General features: G+C 70.2%; 16 protein-coding genes and 1 riboswitch. Of the genes, 9 read left to right on the top strand and 7 right to left on the bottom strand.

The genetic code is table 11. The features are described from left to right. Nucleotides 1-22: 22 nt before the first annotated feature. Complete coding sequence (locus tag SCK26_RS27270; protein WP_029382693.1) at nt 23-262, bottom strand: hypothetical protein; 240 nt, start codon at nt 260-262, stop codon at nt 23-25. Between the two features lie 153 nt (nt 263-415). Between SCK26_RS27270 and SCK26_RS27265 the strand changes: the two genes are divergently transcribed. Together SCK26_RS27265 and SCK26_RS27260 are read left to right on the top strand one after the other, a co-directional pair. Next, the gene (locus SCK26_RS27265) at nt 416-1159 is read left to right on the top strand and encodes a rhomboid family intramembrane serine protease (RefSeq protein ID WP_318203976.1); all 744 of its coding nucleotides are present in this window, start codon (nt 416-418) and stop codon (nt 1157-1159) included. Further along, entirely contained in the window at nt 1156-1437 is a 282-nt protein-coding gene (locus SCK26_RS27260; RefSeq protein ID WP_318203975.1) for an Lrp/AsnC family transcriptional regulator, read from the top strand. Before SCK26_RS27265 ends, SCK26_RS27260 begins: the two co-directional genes overlap by 4 nt. An 84-nt stretch (nt 1438-1521) precedes the next feature. On the opposite strand, the gene SCK26_RS27255 is transcribed toward SCK26_RS27260, so the two are convergent. The 4 genes from SCK26_RS27255 to SCK26_RS27240 all read right to left on the bottom strand — a co-directional run bounded on the left by SCK26_RS27255 (nt 1522) and on the right by SCK26_RS27240 (nt 7111). Continuing rightward, the gene (locus tag SCK26_RS27255; protein ID WP_318203974.1) at nt 1522-2883 is read right to left on the bottom strand and encodes an aminotransferase class V-fold PLP-dependent enzyme; all 1362 of its coding nucleotides are present in this window, start codon (nt 2881-2883) and stop codon (nt 1522-1524) included. Nucleotides 2884-3020: 137 nt separating this feature from the next. After that, nucleotides 3021-3137, bottom strand: a riboswitch (SAM riboswitch). Nucleotides 3138-3217: 80 nt separating this feature from the next. Then, on the bottom strand, nt 3218-4282 hold the full coding sequence (gene trpD, locus SCK26_RS27250) for an anthranilate phosphoribosyltransferase (RefSeq protein ID WP_318203973.1): 1065 nt from the start codon (nt 4280-4282) through the stop codon (nt 3218-3220). Between the two features lie 109 nt (nt 4283-4391). Beyond that, nucleotides 4392-6047, bottom strand: coding sequence for a ubiquinol-cytochrome c reductase cytochrome b subunit (locus tag SCK26_RS27245; RefSeq protein ID WP_318203972.1), 1656 nt, complete (start codon nt 6045-6047; stop codon nt 4392-4394). Next, entirely contained in the window at nt 6044-7111 is a 1068-nt protein-coding gene (locus SCK26_RS27240; protein ID WP_318203971.1) for a ubiquinol-cytochrome c reductase iron-sulfur subunit, read from the bottom strand. Before SCK26_RS27240 ends, SCK26_RS27245 begins: the two co-directional genes overlap by 4 nt. Nucleotides 7112-7697: 586 nt before the next feature. Between SCK26_RS27240 and SCK26_RS27235 the strand changes: the two genes are divergently transcribed. From SCK26_RS27235 to SCK26_RS27205, 7 genes are all read left to right on the top strand, one after another. Next, a complete protein-coding gene (locus SCK26_RS27235) occupies nt 7698-8669 on the top strand; it encodes a 3-oxoacyl-ACP synthase III family protein (RefSeq protein ID WP_318203970.1) in 972 nt (323 codons plus the stop codon). Nucleotides 8670-8761: 92 nt separating this feature from the next. Further along, complete coding sequence (locus tag SCK26_RS27230; protein ID WP_318203969.1) at nt 8762-9442, top strand: hypothetical protein; 681 nt, start codon at nt 8762-8764, stop codon at nt 9440-9442. Nucleotides 9443-9513: 71 nt separating this feature from the next. Next, nucleotides 9514-11292 (top strand): thiamine pyrophosphate-binding protein, encoded by a 1779-nt coding sequence (locus SCK26_RS27225; RefSeq protein WP_318203968.1) that lies wholly within the window; start codon nt 9514-9516, stop codon nt 11290-11292. Between the two features lie 110 nt (nt 11293-11402). Beyond that, nucleotides 11403-12416 carry a phytoene/squalene synthase family protein gene (locus tag SCK26_RS27220; protein WP_318203967.1) on the top strand — a complete coding sequence of 338 codons (1014 nt, stop codon included), beginning with the start codon at nt 11403-11405 and terminating at the stop codon, nt 12414-12416. Continuing rightward, entirely contained in the window at nt 12413-13423 is a 1011-nt protein-coding gene (locus SCK26_RS27215; RefSeq protein WP_318203966.1) for a beta-ketoacyl-ACP synthase III, read from the top strand. The genes SCK26_RS27220 and SCK26_RS27215 overlap by 4 nt, the downstream gene beginning before the upstream one ends. 26 nt (nt 13424-13449) lie before the next feature. Continuing rightward, complete coding sequence (locus SCK26_RS27210) at nt 13450-13689, top strand: acyl carrier protein (protein WP_318203965.1); 240 nt, start codon at nt 13450-13452, stop codon at nt 13687-13689. Continuing rightward, entirely contained in the window at nt 13689-14666 is a 978-nt protein-coding gene (locus SCK26_RS27205) for an aminotransferase class I/II-fold pyridoxal phosphate-dependent enzyme (protein WP_318203964.1), read from the top strand. Before SCK26_RS27210 ends, SCK26_RS27205 begins: the two co-directional genes overlap by 1 nt. A gap of 79 nt (nt 14667-14745) precedes the next feature. On the opposite strand, the gene idi is transcribed toward SCK26_RS27205, so the two are convergent. Both idi and SCK26_RS27195 read right to left on the bottom strand, forming a co-directional pair. Further along, a complete protein-coding gene (gene idi, locus SCK26_RS27200; protein ID WP_318203963.1) occupies nt 14746-15318 on the bottom strand; it encodes an isopentenyl-diphosphate Delta-isomerase in 573 nt (190 codons plus the stop codon). A gap of 3 nt (nt 15319-15321) precedes the next feature. Then, nucleotides 15322-16572, bottom strand: a complete 1251-nt coding sequence (locus SCK26_RS27195; RefSeq protein ID WP_318203962.1) for a cytochrome P450 — start codon at nt 16570-16572, stop codon at nt 15322-15324. Nucleotides 16573-16768: the final 196 nt, after the last annotated feature.

The raw sequence follows: 16768 nt of genomic DNA, 5'->3' as shown, positions 1-16768 counted from the left end.
GCCTCTCCGGGGGCCGCTCCGCTCAGGAGCCGGCGCCCGGCCTGTCCACGAGTTCCACCTGGTCCACCGCGTTGCACCAGCGACAGCGCACCGACTCGATGGTCTCACTGACCACCTCGCGCTCCTCCACCGTCGGCTCGCCGGCCAGATCGAGGTGAACGTACTCGACGACCTTCGACGAGCGGGTCACGTCGAAACGGGTGAGGTTGCCGCAGAGGGCGCAGCGCCACCGGGTCGTGGCGGTCGGCAGGGGAACCGTCATCGCGCTGGTTCGCTTCCTTCTCGGGTCGGTCCGCGCCGCTCCCCGACGCGTGTGGCTCGTAACCCTACGGCCTGCCGGGCGCTCGCCGCCCGTCCGTTCACGGCGGCGAGGCGGTCTGTCGGGTTGCGTCCCGTTACGTCATGCTCTGTAGTCATGATCAGCTCCAGGAGCACGGCGGCCGGCAGGACCTTCAGGGCGGTCCGGGACACCTCGGCGCCGGTGACGTACGCCCTCATCGCCCTGTGCTGTGTGCTCTTCGTCCTCGGCCCGGCCTCCGGGCTGGTGCCGGGGTACGGCACGGGGGACGCCCTGCTCGCCGCGCAGCGGGCGTACTTCCGGCGCTGGGGCGTGGTCCCGGCCGAGCTGTTCGACGGGCCGGCCGGGGCCGCGCTGACCCCGGCCACCGCGCTGTTCGTGCACGGCAGCTGGGTGCACCTGCTCGGCAACATGCTCTTCCTCTTCGTCTTCGGAGCGATGACCGAGGAACGGATGGGCCGGGTGGAGTTCGCTCTCTTCTACGTCGGCTGCGGCTGCGGCGCCCTGCTCGGCTACGCGGTGGCCAACGCCGCCTCCGGGCAGTCGCTGGTCGGCGCCTCCGGAGCGGTCTCTGCGGTCCTCGGAGCCTTTCTGTACCTGTTCCCCCGCGCACGGGTGACCAGTCTGCTGCCGTTCCTGTTCTTCCTGCCGCTGCGCTTCCCGGCCTGGGTGGTGCTGCCCTGCTGGGCGGCCCTGCAGTGGCTGGCGGCCGGGCGCGCCTCCGACGGGCCGGGGGTGGCCTACCTCGCCCACCTGGTGGGCTTCGGCCTCGGCTTCGGCTACGCGTGGGTGCGCTACGGGCGTACCACTAGAGTGAAGGACGCACCGGCTCCGGTCACCGAGGGAGAGAGACAACCGTGATCACCGCGATCGTTCTGATCAAGACCAGCGTGGACCGGATCCCCGAGATCGCGGAGCGGATCGCCGCGCTGGACAGCGTGAGCGAGGTCTTCTCGGTCACCGGCACCTACGACCTGATCGCCATGGTCCGGGTCGCCCGGCACGAGGACCTCGCCGAGGTCATCCCCGGCCGCATCAGCAAGATCCCCGGCGTGCAGGCCACGGACACGCACGTGGCGTTCCGCACCTACTCCCAGCACGACCTGGAAGCCGCGTTCGCGATCGGCCTGGACAGCTAGGTCCCGGCACGGCCATGCCGACGGGGCCGTACCGGTACGGCCCCGCGCTCACCGGTACGGCCCCGTGCTCCTTCGGAGGGCTTCTCAGACCGCCGGCACGCAGCGGCCCTCCTCCGTGCGGTACCGCCACTTCGCGCCGTCCCGGACCAGTTCCCTGACGGCGTTCACGAAGCGCTCCACGTGCTCGTCGGGAGTGCCCGCGCCGAAGCTGACGCGGATGGCGTTGAGGGACTTCTCGCCGGGCGCCGCCTCCGGTGCGCCGCACTCGCCCTGGGTCCCCGGGTCGGTGCCGAGCAGGGTGCGCACCAGCGGGTGGGCGCAGAAGAGGCCGTCGCGGACGCCGATGCCGTACTCGGCGGAGAGCGCGGCGGCGAAGTGGGAGCTGTTCCAGCCCTGGACGACGAAGGAGAGGACGCCGACACGCGGGGCGTCGTCGCCGAACAGGGACAGCACCCGCACCTCGGGAACCTCGGCCAGGCCCGCGCGGACCTTGTCGATCAGGTGCCGCTCGCGGGCGACGAGGGTGTCCCAGCCGGCCTCGGCGAGGGCCTTGCAGGCGGAGGCGATGGCGTAGGCGCCGATGACGTTCGGGGAGCCGGCCTCGTGGCGGGCCGCGCTCTCGTGCCACTCGACGTCCACCCCGCCGTCCTCGCGCCGGGTCACCCGGCGGCTGGCGCCGCCGCCCGCGAGGTACGGCTCGGCCGCCCGGAGCCAGTCGGCGCGGCCGGCGAGGACGCCGGAGCCGAAGGGGGCGTACAGCTTGTGGCCGGAGAAGGCGATCCAGTCGACGTCGAGGTCCGCGACGGACACCGGGTGGTGCGGGGCGAGCTGGGCGGCGTCCAGGACGATCCGGGCGCCGTGCGCGTGCGCGGCGGCGGCCAGTTCGCGCACCGGCCACAGCTCGCCGGTGACGTTGGAGGCGCCGGTGACGCAGACCAGGGCGGGGCCGTACGGGTCGCGGTCGGCGAGGGCCCGCTCCAGGATCTGCACGGCCTGGCCGGGGGTGCGCGGGGCGTCGAGGTAGGTGACCTCGGCGTGCTGCCAGGGCAGCAGGGAGGCGTGGTGCTCGGTCTCGAAGACGAAGACCTGGCAGCCGGCCGGGACCACCCGGGCCAGCAGGTTCAGGGAGTCGGTGGTGGAGCGGGTGAAGACCACCTGGTCGCCGGCCCGGCAGTCGAGGAACTCGGCGACGGTCCCGCGGGCGTTCTCGAACAGGTCGGTGGAGAGCTGGGAGAGGTAGCCGGCCCCGCGGTGGACGCTGCCGTAGTACGGGGCGTAGGCGGCGACGTCGTCCCAGACGCGCTGGAGGGCGGGGGCGCTGGCCGCGTAGTCCAGGGCCGCGTAGGTGACTTCTCCGCCGGTGACCAGCGGGACGGTGACATCTCGCCCCAGAACGGGCAGAGGGGTGCAAAGCGACTGGTCGGCGGCAGCGGTGGAGACAGACATGGCGGACTCCCGTGAAGGAATACGAGGAAGGGAAACAAGCAGGGAAAAGGGTGTGCGGAGGCGGGGCTCTGCGGCCCTAACGCATTCGCTTGCTCACGGAAGACTCCTCGACGACCAGGATCCCTGGTGGTGCGAGGGATCCGCGCTTGCCGTGGACCTTGCTGTCCACGGCCTGGTCTTCACCCGGGGCACCCCGCCACGGACGGAGGGTTGCCGGACAGTCGGCCGGGGCCTCATGACTGTCACTCATGACCTGGTACAGGAACGTACGTGAAGTGATCGCCGTCCCGCAACCCGGTGTCCGGATCGCGGGACGGTCCCCGGCCGCGCCGGGTCAGGCGTTGCTGGCCGCCACCCAGCGCTCCAGCACGCGGCCCGCCGCGCCGGAGTCGACGGACTCGGCGGCCTTCACGAGCCCCGCGCGGATCTGGTCGGCGAGCGGCTCGTCCGTCGGGTCCAGGGCCACCAGCGCCGCCGCGGAGTTCAGCAGCACGGCGTCCCGTACGGCGCCCCGCTCGCCGTCCAGCAGCCTGCGCGCGACCTGGGCGTTGTACTCCGGGTCGCCGCCGCGCAGGGCCTCCACCGGGACCAGGTCGATGCCGACGTCCCGGGGGTCGAAGGGCTCCTCGGCGGCCTTGCCGTCGCGCACCACCCAGACCCGGGACGTGGCCGTCGTGGTCAGCTCGTCCAGCCCGTCGTCGCCGCGGAAGACCAGCGAGGAGTTGCCGCGTTCGGCGAGCACGCCCGCGACGATCGGGGCCTCGCGGGCGACGGCCACGCCGACCGCCTGGGCCCGCACCTGCGCCGGGTTGGTCAGCGGACCGAGCAGGTTGAACACCGTGCGGATGCCCAACTGCCCGCGCGCGGCACCGACATGGCGCAGCGCCGGATGGAACTTCACGGCGAAGCAGAAGGTGATGCCGGCCTCCTCCGCGACCTCGGCCACCCGGCGGGGCGTCAGGTCGAGGTTGACGCCGAGCTTCTCCAGCACGTCGGAGGAGCCGGACGCCGAGGACGCGGCCCGGTTGCCGTGTTTGACGACCTTCGCGCCCGTGCCGGCGACGACGAGCGAGGCCATCGTGGAGATGTTCACCGTCTTGGCCCCGTCGCCGCCGGTGCCGACGATGTCGACGGTGCGGCCGGGCACCTCGATCACGTTCGCGTGCCGGTACATCGTGCGGACCAGGCCGGTGATCTCCTCGACCGTCTGCCCCTTCGCGCGCAGCGCGACGGCGAACCCGGCGATCTGCGCGTCGGTCGCCTCACCGCGCATGATCTTGTCCATCGCCCAGGCGGTGTCGTCGGCCGCCAGGTCCCGGCCCTCCAGCAGACCGTTCAGCAGGACGGGCCAGGAGCGGCCCGCCGCGGTGTCGCCTCCAGCGGGGGTCACAGCGCTCATCAGCCGCTCCTTGTCCAGATGCCTGCTCGTCGTCCCCACCCTATCCAGCCGGACGCACGCCGAGGGGCCCCGTCCGCGACCCGGACGGGGCCCCTCGGCGTGACGGGGATCAGTGGTGGCCGTGGCCGCTCGCGATCTCCTTGTACTCGTCGACGGTCGGCTTGGGGATCTGGCTCTCCTCGCCGTAGTAGGCGTGGGACAGTTTCACGCGCAGCTTCTCCGAGGCCGGCACCTTGCGCTCGACGCCGTTCTCGTCGACGGTCGGGCCGATCTCGGCCGGCGTGTACTGCTTGTGCGAGGTGAGCGTGTGCAGCTGCTCCTGGCTGAGCGGTTCGTGCACCTCGATGTACTCGCCGTGCGGGAGCCGCTTGACGATGCCGGTCTCGCGGCCGTGCAGCACCTTGTCGCGGTCCCGGCGCTGGAGACCCAGGCAGATCCGCTTGGTGACGAGGAAGGCGATGACCGGGCCGACGAAGTAGGCGATCCGGACGAACCAGGTGACGGCGTTGATCGACAGGTGGAAGTGGGTGGCGAAGATGTCGTTGCCGCCGCCGATCAGCATCACGAAGTACACGGTGAGCCAGGCGACGCCGAACGCGGTGCGGGTGGCCGCGTTGCGCGGGCGGTCCAGGATGTGGTGCTCGCGCCTGTCCCCGGTGATCCACGCCTCGACGAACGGGTAGACCGCGATGGCCGCGAGCATCAGGCCGAACACGACCAGCGGGACGAACACGCCCATGACGAGGGTGTGGCCCCAGAAGCGGATCTCCCAGCCCGGCATGGCGCGGATCAGTCCCTCGGCCATGCCCATGTACCAGTCGGGCTGGGCGCCGGTGGACACCTGGTCCGCACGGTAGGGGCCGATCGCCCAGATCGGGTTGATCTGCGCGACGGCGGCGAGGGCCGCGAGGACGCCGAAGACCAGGAAGAAGAAGCCTCCGGCCTTGGCCATGTAGACGGGCATCAGCGGCATGCCGACGACGTTCTTCTCGGTCTTGCCGGGGCCCGTGAACTGGGTGTGCTTGTGGTAGAAGACCAGGATCAGGTGGGCCACCACGAGTCCCAGCATGATGCCCGGCAGCAGCAGGATGTGGATGGTGTAGAAGCGGGCCACGAACTCGTGGCCGGGGAACTGGCCGCCGAAGAGGAAGAACGACAGGTACGTGCCGACGATCGGCACGGACAGGATCGCGCCCTCCATGAAGCGGACACCGGTGCCGGAGAGCAGGTCGTCCGGGAGCGAGTAGCCGGTGAAGCCGGTGAACATGCCGAGGACGAGCAGCAGGAAGCCGAACAGCCAGTTCAGTTCACGCGGCTTGCGGAACGCGCCGGAGAAGAACACGCGCATCATGTGCACGAACATCCCGGCGATGAACACGACCGCGCCCCAGTGGTGGATCTGCCGCATGAGCAGGCCGCCGCGCACGTCGAAGGAGAGGTGCAGGGTCGAGCTGAACGCCTCGGACATCAGCTGTCCCTGGAGCGGGACGTAGCTGCCGTGGTACGTCACCTCGTTCATCGACGGATGGAAGAACAGCGTCAGGAAGACACCCGTCAGGATGATGATCAGAAAGGAGTAGAGGCAGATCTCGCCCAGCATGAACGACCAGTGGTCGGGGAAGATCTTGCGCAGGTTGGCCTTGGCCAGGGTGTAGAGCCCCAGCCGCCCGTCGGCCCAGTCGGCCAGGCGCTCGCCGGCCGGTGCCGTCCCGCGAGGACGGCCGGCCGCGCCGGGGCGAGGGTTTTCGGTCGGTGCAGTACTCATCCGCGCTCCCAGAAAGCAGGACCGACGGGCTCCTCGAAGTCGCCGAGCGCCTGGAGGTAACCCTCACTGTCCACGCCGATGCGCAATTGCGGCAGGGCGTGGCCGGCGGGGCCGAAGATCACTCGGGCGCCGTCGGTGAGGTCGAAGGTGGACTGGTGGCAGGGGCACAGCACGTGGTGCGTCTGCTGTTCGTACAGCGAGATCGGGCAGCCCACGTGGGTGCAGATCTTCGAGTAGGCGACGATGCCCTGGTGCGACCAGTCGAGTTCGCGCTTGTCCTTGATGTCGGCCGGCTGGAGCCGGACGATCATCAGGGCCGCCTTGGCGATCTCGTCCTGGAAGTCCTCGGCGCGTTCCGCCAGGCCGTCGGGCTTGGCGAAGGTCAGCGAGCCGACGACCACGTCCTCGGGACGCAGCGGCTGGTCGGTGTTCATGTCGACCAGCCGCTTGCCCTTGGCCCACAGGGTGTGGCGCAGCGTGGTGCCCGGTGCCGGTCCGAGTCCGCCGAGCAGCATCACGCCGGAGAGCGGCACCAGCGCCATCGCGCCGAACATGGTGGTGCGGATCAGCTTGCGGCGGCCGAAGCCGGACTCCGCGGCACCCTGGCGGAAGTCCGCGTGGACCTTCGCCCGGACCTCCGGCGACGCCTCGATCGGATGCCGGTCGTCGGCGATCTCCACGTCCGACATCAGCGTGCGGGCCCAGTGGACCGCGCCCGCGCCGATGCAGAACAGCGCCACGCCCAGCGTCAGGCCGAGCGCGAAGTTCATCGCGCTCAGGTGCCCGATCGGGAAGACGAAGATCGACTTGTCGTTCGGGATGACCAGGTAGGCGACGATGAAGCCGATGGTGGCCAGCATCGACACCGTGAACAGCAGCGCCACCGCGCGCTCGGACCGCTTCGCGGCCCGCTCGTCGATGTCCTGGATCCGGTGCTCGTGCGGGGGCAGTCCGGGGTCCGCGAACGGATTCTCCTCGTCGGCCACCAAGACGGCACCGTGCACACCCGCGCCGGCGGGCTGCTCGGCAGGCGGGCGCCCTTCCGGCATGTCCCGGTTTCCCATAGTGCTCCAGACCGCCGTGGTTTGGTGTATTCACACCGTACTACGCAGATTGTCCGGATAGCCGGGCCATTACTCCGGCCGGGGGTGTTTCGAACACGAGGGCCGGAACCGCCCGTCCGGCCGTCCTCCGCCAGGTCCGCGCGGGCCGCGCGAACCGCCCTGCGACCGGGTCCGGCGCCGCCCGGCCGACCCCCGTTCCGCCACCCCGTAATCCGGCCAACGGCGAATCGGCGTTAGATAGCTCACGTTTAGCCGCCCACTGCGGTAAATCGGCCGTACCGCGCAACCCGACGGATCATCAACTCGCTGCGATATGGCGGGATTCGGCCAAACAGCTGACCGAACGTTATCATCTGGTTACCTTGCCGGTATCGTTCCGTTATCGTCGTGATCATAAGGTGATTTTCGTTCTCACTGCGCAAGGGAATTCCCCTCCGTCGCCTGCGCACACGACGGGGGAAGCGGGGCCGGTCAACGAGCTTTCATTGTTCTCTCGGGGCCCCGACGTATGTCCGATCGGCATTTCCGCGGGCAGCATCAGTACAAAGACGGGGAAAAATTCGTGTCACAAACTCGCATTGTCGACGTGGTTAATTTCATGCCGGAGCGGGTGGTCCGGAACAGCGAGCTGTCAAGCGAGGGCGGCGATCTCGGCGACCACGCGTTCTTCGCGGGCGTGCACGAGCGGCGCTTCGCCTGGCCCGACTACACGTCAGCCCAGCTGGGCACGAAGGCACTTGAGAAGCTGCTGGAGCGAAACGGCGTACAGGCCGAGGACGTTGATCTCATCATCTGCGCCTCCCAGCTGAACGACGCCTTCTCGCCCGGTGTCGGCACGGCCATCCAGTACGCGGTCGGCGCCACCAAGGCGGCCGTACTGCAGGTCGACAACGGCTGCTGCTCCTGGATCTCCTCCATCAACACCGCCCGGGCCTTCATCGACTCGGGCCAGTACCGCACGGTCGCGGTGGTCACGGTCACCAACTTCGTCTCCCGGCTCGAGGAGTTCCAGCAGGCCCCCGAGTCCCGGGTGCTCGGTGACGGCGCGTCCGCCACCCTCGTCACGGCCGGCGGCGAGCCCACCATCCTCTCCATCCACGAGCAGGCCTTCGGGGAGAACTGGGGAGCGCTCAAGGTGGAGCCGGACACCGTCGACGGCATGGAGATCCCCTACTGGTCGGCGGGCTCCGGTGCGCTCACCGTGAAGTTCGACCAGTCCATGCTGGCGCGTCTGTACACCATCACCATGGAGCAGCTTCCCCAGGCGGTCGACATCGCGCTGGAGAAGGCCGGTGTGGAGAACAAGGACATCGCCTTCCTGATCACCCACCAGCCGAACGAGAAATACGTCGCCGAGTGGCGCAAGCGCTGCGGATTCGACGATTCCCGGGCGCACGACACGCTCGGCACCTACGGCAACATGTTCCAGGGCACTCTTCCGGTGACTTTCGCCGACGCCCTCGACAAGAAGATGATCTCGCCCGGCGATCTCATCGCGTTCGCGACCTTCTCGCACGGCGGAGAACTCGTCGGTTCCATGGTCTGGCGCTGGAACTGACCTTCCCGGGCACCCCCGCCTGCCCGTTCCCCCTCCTTCCTTCCCTTTCCTTTCCTTTCGTTCATTCCCTTACCCACTGCATGAGGAGAACTATGTCCGCGCGCGTTCCCGACGAGTCCGGTCTTGCTCAGAACTACGTCCTGGACCGGTCCGACCTCGAGGGCCTGGACCTGGTGTGGAACGAGAACACCGGCATGGACGACATGATGAAGCTCATGGAGAGCCGGACGAAGGAGACGTACGACCACAGCGAGATCTTCGGTCAGTACTGTTCCCTCGCCGAGCACATCAACGTCCCCTACGACATCGTCTTCGAGTACGCCGCCAACGCCCGCTCCCTGGAGGAGTGGACGTACAGCATCCGCAACATGAAGCACCTCGGCGGCGGTCTGTACCGCGCGGACGAGATGATCCAGCCGAACACGGACATCTACATCCGCGCCGAGGCGCAGAAGGGCCCCGAGCACGGTCTCGTGGTCTACCCGTGCGCCTGGGACCAGGGCCACGAGCTGTGGATGCGCTACTACATGACCATCATCGACTCGTCGAAGGTGCTCGACAAGCCGGGCACCGTGGTGCTGTGGACCAACTGCAAGCACCCGTACTACGACCGCGCGACGGAGAACGTCCCGGACTACATCGCCGAGGGCCGGGCGCGCACCGACCGCGTCTGGGTCGGTGACATCTGGCCCGTCTTCCACGCCGGCCACAGCATCGAGATGGGCAACCTCAAGCGGATCCTGGAGCACCGCTTCGGCGCCGACAAGGCCTGAGCCCGCTGCGGGGCGGCCTCGGCCGCCCCCTTCAGCTCCACGACGAAGCACACGCCACACATGGGGGATTAATGCGGCTGGCCGATGCCTTGGTCACGGTTCTGCGCGATCTGGACACCAGGTACGTATTCGGAGTCAGTGGCGCGAACATCGAGCACGTCCACGATGCGATCGAAAGGCTCGGTCAGGGCCGTCTGACGTCGGTGCTGGCGAAGCGGGAGGACGGGGCGGCGTTCATGGCGGACGCCCGCGCCCGGGTGCACCGCACGCTGGGGGTGTGCTGTTCGACCTCCGGCGGCGGGATGATGAACCTGGTGGCCGGGCTGGCGGAGTCGCACGCCGAGTCGGTGCCGGTCCTCGCGCTGGTCGGGCAGCCGCCGGCCGCACTGGACGGCCGGGGCTCCTTCCAGGACGCCTCGGGAATCGGCCGGACCGTGGACGGTCTGGCGATGCTGCGGGCCATCACCAAGAAGGCCGTCCGGGTCACCGGCGCGGAGGGCTTCTGGGACCTGCTGCGCGACGCCATCACCACCTGCCTGAGCGGGCGCAAGGGCCCGGTGGCCCTGCTGCTCCCCCGGGACGCCTACGAACTCGAGGTCGGCGACCTCCCGGCCGACTGGCCGGACCACCTCGGGGCCTTCATCGAGCCCGAACCGCTGCCCGAGGAGGACGTCTCCGCCCTCTTCGCCCGGCTGCGCGAGGCCGGTTCCCCGGTGCTGCTGGTCGGTCACGGCAACCGCCGTTCCTGCGACCCGGAGGCGGTGCGCGTCTTCGCCGAGCGGACCGGCATCCCGGTGGTGACCACCATGGGCGCGCGCGGCGAGTTCCCGAACGACAGCGACCTGTACCTGGGCGTCGTCGGCGAGGGCGGCCATCCCTCGGCGGCCGAGTACGTGGCCAAGTCGGACTTCGTGGTCCTGGTCGGCACGGGACTGGCCATGATGACCCGGCGGGCGCTGGGCGACTGGGACCCGGCGCGCACCGGCGCGGTCAACATCGACCTCGGTGAGATCGAGCGCTCCCGCCTCGCCGACACCACGGTCCGCGGGGACATCGGCGAGGTGTTCCGGCTGCTGGAACGGCTGCGCGCCGAGCGGCCCTTCACGGCCCCGCCGGTCACCGGCTACGAGCTGACCCGCTTCGTGGCCCGGCCCGCCGTCCCCGTCCCGGGCCGCACCGGACGGACGGACGAGGACGCGCTGCTGCAGAGCGAGGCCGTCCGGCTGCTCCAGGACCACCTGCCCCGCGACGGGCACCTGCTGTACGACGCCGGCAACTGCGCCGTCGCCTCCATGCACTACGGGAGCGTCCCGGCCGGCTCCTCCTCCACCATCGCGCTGGGCATGGGCGGCATGGGCTACAGCGTCGGTGCCGCGGTCGGCGCGCAGCTGGGCTCGCCGGAGGGCACCCGGACCGTGGTGTTCTGCGGTGACGGCGCGTTCCTGATGAGCGGCCTGGAGGCGCACACCGCCGTGGAGCTGGGGCTGCCCATCCTCTACGTCGTCTTCAACAACGGCATGCACGGCATGTGCGCCACGCGCCAGCAGCGGTTCTTCGACTCCCGGATCACCGCCGTGGACTACACGCCCGTCGACGTGTGCACGGTGGCGCGCGGTCTCGGCGGCCCGGACCGGCTGTGGGTCGGGAGCGCCGGGACCGCCGCCGAGCTGGCCCGGCAGCTGGACGAGTACCGGCGCCACGCGCACCTGCCCGGGGTCCTGGAACTCCGGCTCACCGTGGAGGAGGAGCCGCCCTTCGCCTCCTTCCTGCCCGCCGACGCCCCCACCGTGTCGGTGCCCAGGCAGCGACAGGCCGCCGTCTCGTACGAGATGACCGGCAGCGCTCTCTGACGCGTCGCCCTCCGTACGCCTTCGTCCGCGCGTTCCCGCGACACCTCCCGCCGCCGCACGCGGCCGTGCGGGCCGGCGGGGACGCGCGGACCCCATCGGAAAGAAATCACATGACAGTGCAAGAGCTGGACCTCGCAGGTATCACGGACTCCGGGCTGCGCGCCGACTACATCGCGAGCTCCCAGCTGTTCCGCAAGATCGGCCGGGGCCGCTTCCTCGGCCGCTACATGATGCACCCGGCCAAGCGGCCCTACTTCGACACCTTCTTCTCGTTCGTCTGCTACATCGACGACCTGGCCGACGACATCAACCTCAGCGTCGACGTCCGGGCCCGCCGGCTGGACGAGTGGCAGCGCACCTACCTGGCCATCGCCAAGGGCGAGGAGCTGCGAAGCGACCAGCCGCTGTCGCTGTCGGAGCAGACGGACGCCGCGCTGGCCCGCGCCCTGGTCCACACCCTGCGCACCTGGGACCTGCCCTACCTGCGCGTGCCCGAGTTCGTCGACGGCCACCGCAAGGCCCTGACGACGTACGAGTACGCGAACGAGGAGGAGCTGGACGACTTCCTGGAGACGGTCACGCTGCTGCCCGCGATCTGGATCAACCAGATCTTCGAGCCGCTGAGCGAGGACGCCGAGGAGCTGTGCCGGCACACCATCACGGCCTTCCAGCTGCTGGACTTCATCTGGGACGTCCGTGAGGACCTGGACCTCGGCCGGCTGTACCTCCCGCTGGACCACCTCGCCCGCTTCAACCTGACCCGGGCGGACCTCGACCGCCAGATCGGCAGCGGTTACATCAGCGACTCCCTGCGCGAGCTGATCCAGTTCGAGATCGACATCGCCCGGGGGCACCTGGACGCCGGCCGCTCCTGGCCGCAGACGCTGCACCCGACGGCGCGGATCTTCATGGAGACCGACATCCAGACGCACGACTCCATGTTCCCGGAGCTGATCAAGGACGACTACGCGTTCTTCAAGAGCCCGCGGCGCGGCCTCGACTTCGTCTCGGGCCGGATGATCCCGCGCACCGCCAAGGCCATCGTCCGGGCCCGCAAGGCCAACCAGCAGGCCACCCGCGCCGGTTACCGCATCCGGCCGCCGTACCGGGGCACCGAGGCATGACCCGCGGGGCGATCCTGAGCGGCCTGGGCACCTGGCTCCCGCCGCAGGTGGTCACCAACGACATGCTCTCCTCGGAGCTGGACACCTCCGACGAGTGGATCCGGACCCGCACCGGCATCGCCCGGCGGCACATCGCGTCGCCGGGCATGAGCACCGGGCACCTCGCCACCGAGGCGGCGCGCCGGGCGCTGAAGTCGGCCGGCACCGACCGCGTCGACGTCGTCATCGTCGCCACGAGCACCCCGGACCGTCCCTGCCCCGCGACCGCCCCGGTGGTCGCCTCCGCGCTCGGGCTGTCCGGGACCGGCGCCTTCGACGTGGCCGCGGTGTGCACGGGCTTCGTGTACGCGCTGGCCACCGCGGCGGGGCTGATCGCCGGACAGATGGCGGACAGCGTCCTGGTGGTCGGCGCGGACACCTTCTCCACCATCCTCGATCCGAGCGACCGCACCACCCGGGTGATCTTCGGTGACGGCGCCGGCGCGGTCGTGCTGCGCGCCGGCGACCGGACCGAGCAGGGAGCCCTCCTCGGCTTCGACCTGGGCAGCGACGGCGAGGGCGTGGACCTCATCACGGTGCCGGGCGGAGGCTCCGAGCAGCGGCTGAGCGGTGCCGGGGCCGCACCGGGCGACGCGTACTTCCACATGGACGGCCCGCAGGTCTTCACCCGGGCCGTGCGGTACATGACCGGATCGGTGCGCAAGGTCCTGGACGCCGCCGCGCTGGCCCCCGAGGACGTCGCCCACCTGGTCCCGCACCAGGCGAACGTCAGGATCCTCGACACCTGCGCCCGGGAACTCGGGCTGCCCGCCGAGCGCGTCGTGAAGAACATCGAACAGGTCGGCAACACCGTGGCCGCCTCCATCCCGCTCGCGCTCGCCGCGGGTGCGGCCGACGGGCGGCTGCGGGCGGGCGAGTCGGTGGTCCTCACCGGCTTCGGCGGCGGTCTGACCTGGGGCTCGGCGCTCCTCACCTGGCCCGGCGGCCTCACGGTGATCGCCGACTGACGGCACCCTCCACAGAGAAGAGAATCATGAACACCATCGACCAGAACCTGAAGGCGCTGCTCGACGAGCGGTTCCCGCAGTCCACCGACCGCCTTTTCGAGGGCGCGTCGTTCAAAGACGCCGGCGTGGACTCGATGGGCGTCGTCGAATTCATCGTGGCCCTGGAGCGGCAGTTCGGCACCCCGACGCTGAACGGCAACGAACTCGGCGTCGAGTCCACGCTCCAGGACGCGCGCGACCTGCTCACGTCGGTGGGCGTCGGCTGATGCCCCAGCCGCATCGGCTCACCCTCAACGAACACCCGCTGCCGCCGCTCGACTCCGTCGCCGCCGAGATCGCCAGGCACGCCGGTGCGGTCAACCGGTACCCGGAGTTCTATCCCGAGCGGCTGCGCGGGATCGTCGCCGACTGGCTGGGACTGCCCGGTGAGCAGGTCGTCCTCGGCGCGGGTTCCGTCGGCGTGGCGCTCCAGGCGCTGCAGGCCAGTGTGTCCGCCGGCGGGGGGCTGGCATACGGGTGGCGCAACTTCGACGCCTATCCCCTGCTCGCCGACATGGTCGGGGCCCGCGCCCTGGAGGTGCCGCTGCTCCCGGGCGGGCACCAGGACCTCGACGCCCTGGAGAAGGCGGTCCAGGACGCGGACGCGGTCATCGTGTGCAACCCGCACAACCCGACCGGCCAGCTGGTCCCCGGGGATGACCTGAAGGAGTTCATCGGCCGGGTCCCCGAGCACGTCCTGGTGGTCCTGGACGAGGCGTACATCGAGTTCGTCGCCCCGTCCGGCCGTACGGACTCGCTGCGCTGGGTGCGGGAGTTCCCGAACCTGCTGGTGCTGCGCACGTTCTCCAAGGCCTGGGGGCTGGCCAACATGCGCGTCGGGTACGGCGTGACGTCGCCTCAGTGGGCCGCGAGGATCGGCCGGTACCAGCTTCCGTACGCCCTGAGCACGCTCTCGGCGGTCGCGGTGGAGACCTCCCTGCGCGCCCAGCCGGAACTGGAGGAGCGGATCGCCCTCATCGTCGGCGAGCGCGAGCGGCTTGCCGGCGGGCTGGCCCGCGGGGGCTGGAAGGTGCTGCCGAGCCACACCAACTTCCTGTGGCTGGACGAACCGGAGCGGGCCGAGGACATCCGTGCCGCTCTGGAGGGCGAGGGCGTCCACGCCCGCGTCTACGCCGGCGAGGGCGTCCGCCTCACCGTCGGCGACACCGACGCCAACGACAGCGTGCTGCGCGCTCTGGCCTAGGCCCGCACACCGGACAGCGAAAGAGCCGCTGCCGACGGTCTCCCGTCGGCAGCGGCTCTTTCGTGTGCCGGGGTTCAGCTCACCAGCCGCCGCCCGGCGCGACACGCCGTACGCCCGGCAGGGCCGCGTCCAGGACGGTGGGGAACCAGGCCGAGAAGCTGGTCCCGGCGCGCAGCGCGGCCAGCTCCTCGGGGGTCACGAACCGGTAGTCGTGGATCTCGGACGGGTCCGGTCGCGGGGTGTCCCGCACCAGGCCGACGAAGAGGTGGTTGTACTCCTTCTCGACCAGGCCGGAGATCTCGTCCGGGTGCTCGTAGGTGACGGTGCCGGCCGGCTGGAGCGGGATGCCGTGCAGGCCCAGCTCCTCGCCGACCCGGCGGGCCGCCGCCTCCTGCGCGGGCTCGTCCGGGTACGGATGACCGCAGCAGGTGTTGGACCACACGCCCGGCGAGTGGTATTTGGTCAGGGCTCGCTGCTGGAGCAGCATGCGGCCCTCGGTGTCGAACAGGAAGACCGAGAAGGCGCGGTGCAGATGACCGGGCGCCTGGTGCGCCGAGAGCTTCTCGGCGACGCCGATCGTGCGGCCCTCCTCGTCGACGAGTTCGAGCAGGATCGGCTCCGTCGCGGCACTGCCGGAGGTTTCCGTGGTCATCAGTCAGCCAACCCTGGGAGTCGTGGTGACGGGGAGCCGGGCCGGGCCGCGCAGCCACAGGCCGGGCTTCAGCACCACCTCGTCGTCGTCCGGCTTGATCGAGGCGCAGCGCTTGGCGAGCCCGATCAGCGCCTCCTTGGCCATCAGCCGGGAGAGGTTGTCGCCGAGGCAGTAGTGGATACCGCGGCCGAACGACAGGTGCTTGCGGCCGTGCGCGCCGAGGGCCAGGGTGTCGGGGTTCTCGAAGGTCCGCTCGTCCCGGTTGGCCGCGGCCAGCATCAGCAGCACCACGGCACCGGCCTCCATGGTCCGGCCGTGCAGGGTGATCGGCTCGTTGACCACACGCCAGGAGGCGTGCGTGGGCGGCTCCAGGCGCAGCACCTCGTCCAGCACGTCGTCCGCGAGGGAGGAGTCGGCGGCGAGCCGCTCCAGCACGTCCGGGTGCTCGGCCAGGATGACCGCGGCGTTGCCGATGAGGTTGGCGAAGGTGTCCAGGCCCGGCACGATGAGCAGCACGCACACCGCGGCGATCTGGTGGATCGTCAGGCCCTCGATGGTCTCGCCGGCCCGGGTCAGCTCGGTGATCAGGTCGGTGCCGTCGCCGCCCTCGCGCTCCTGGAGCACCTTGACGAAGTACTCGGTGCACTGCGCCACCGCGCGCTGGCAGGCGATCGCCACGTCCTCCGACGGCGCGGCGCCCAGCTCCAGGATGTGCGCGATCTCCGTCGACCAGGCGGCGAGGAGCTTCTGGTCCTCGCGGTTGATGCCCATCATGTCGCCGAGCACGCGCACGGGCAGCTGGGAGGCCAGCACCTCCATGACGTCGAACCGCTCGGGCAGGTCCGCCAGCAGGTCGTCCACGACCGCGGTGACCGACTTGATCAGCGCCTCCACCGCGGAGGGGGTGAACGGCGCGGCGACGAGGTTGCGCAGCTTGGTGTGGTCCGGCGGGTCCAGCAGCCGGAAGAGGTTGGCGTCCCAGCCGTCCAGGCCGAGCCCCAGGAACGGCGGCGGCTCCTCGTCGGGACCGCCGGCCACCTGGGCGAAGAACTGGGTACCTCCGAGGTCCTTGCCGAGCCGGCGGTCGCGCAGCAGGGCCTCGACGTCCTCGTAGCGGCTGACCACCCAGGAGTTGAGCGGGCCCGCCAGGACGGGGTGCTCGTCGCGGAGCTTCGCGTAGACCGGGTAGGGGTTCCGACGGAAACCGGGATCGGTCGGATCGAAGAAGAATTCGGGCTCGGCAGGATCTGCCATCAGTGTCTCCCCCATTATCACGCCGTGGGCGGCCCGTGCGGGCTTCTGGCCCCGGCTCAAGATCACGACAGTGTGATCATAGCGTCGATCCAGCGACAGCTGGATAACGGGTAGATAACCCCGGACACATCGCGTACACAAAAGAGCGGCCCCGCGGACCGGGTCCGCGGGGCCGCCTTCGTGGCGTTCAGTAACG

The sequence above is a fragment of the Streptomyces sp. SCL15-4 genome, from assembly GCF_033366695.1.
Taxonomy (GTDB): domain Bacteria; phylum Actinomycetota; class Actinomycetes; order Streptomycetales; family Streptomycetaceae; genus Streptomyces.
This window is presented reverse-complemented; position numbering and strand designations above follow the sequence as displayed.

Coding starts and splice junctions, on each gene's coding strand:
- SCK26_RS27240 (WP_318203971.1), bottom strand. CDS start 7,111: ATGGGAAACCGGGACATGCCGGAAGGGCGCCCGCCTGCCGAGCAGCCC.
- SCK26_RS27255 (WP_318203974.1), bottom strand. CDS start 2,883: ATGTCTGTCTCCACCGCTGCCGCCGACCAGTCGCTTTGCACCCCTCTG.
- SCK26_RS27245 (WP_318203972.1), bottom strand. CDS start 6,047: ATGAGTACTGCACCGACCGAAAACCCTCGCCCCGGCGCGGCCGGCCGT.
- SCK26_RS27195 (WP_318203962.1), bottom strand. CDS start 16,572: ATGGCAGATCCTGCCGAGCCCGAATTCTTCTTCGATCCGACCGATCCC.
- SCK26_RS27270 (WP_029382693.1), bottom strand. CDS start 262: ATGACGGTTCCCCTGCCGACCGCCACGACCCGGTGGCGCTGCGCCCTC.
- SCK26_RS27215 (WP_318203966.1), top strand. CDS start 12,413: ATGACCCGCGGGGCGATCCTGAGCGGCCTGGGCACCTGGCTCCCGCCG.
- idi (WP_318203963.1), bottom strand. CDS start 15,318: ATGACCACGGAAACCTCCGGCAGTGCCGCGACGGAGCCGATCCTGCTC.
- SCK26_RS27220 (WP_318203967.1), top strand. CDS start 11,403: ATGACAGTGCAAGAGCTGGACCTCGCAGGTATCACGGACTCCGGGCTG.
- SCK26_RS27230 (WP_318203969.1), top strand. CDS start 8,762: ATGTCCGCGCGCGTTCCCGACGAGTCCGGTCTTGCTCAGAACTACGTC.
- SCK26_RS27205 (WP_318203964.1), top strand. CDS start 13,689: ATGCCCCAGCCGCATCGGCTCACCCTCAACGAACACCCGCTGCCGCCG.
- trpD (WP_318203973.1), bottom strand. CDS start 4,282: ATGAGCGCTGTGACCCCCGCTGGAGGCGACACCGCGGCGGGCCGCTCC.
- SCK26_RS27210 (WP_318203965.1), top strand. CDS start 13,450: ATGAACACCATCGACCAGAACCTGAAGGCGCTGCTCGACGAGCGGTTC.
- SCK26_RS27265 (WP_318203976.1), top strand. CDS start 416: ATGATCAGCTCCAGGAGCACGGCGGCCGGCAGGACCTTCAGGGCGGTC.
- SCK26_RS27225 (WP_318203968.1), top strand. CDS start 9,514: ATGCGGCTGGCCGATGCCTTGGTCACGGTTCTGCGCGATCTGGACACC.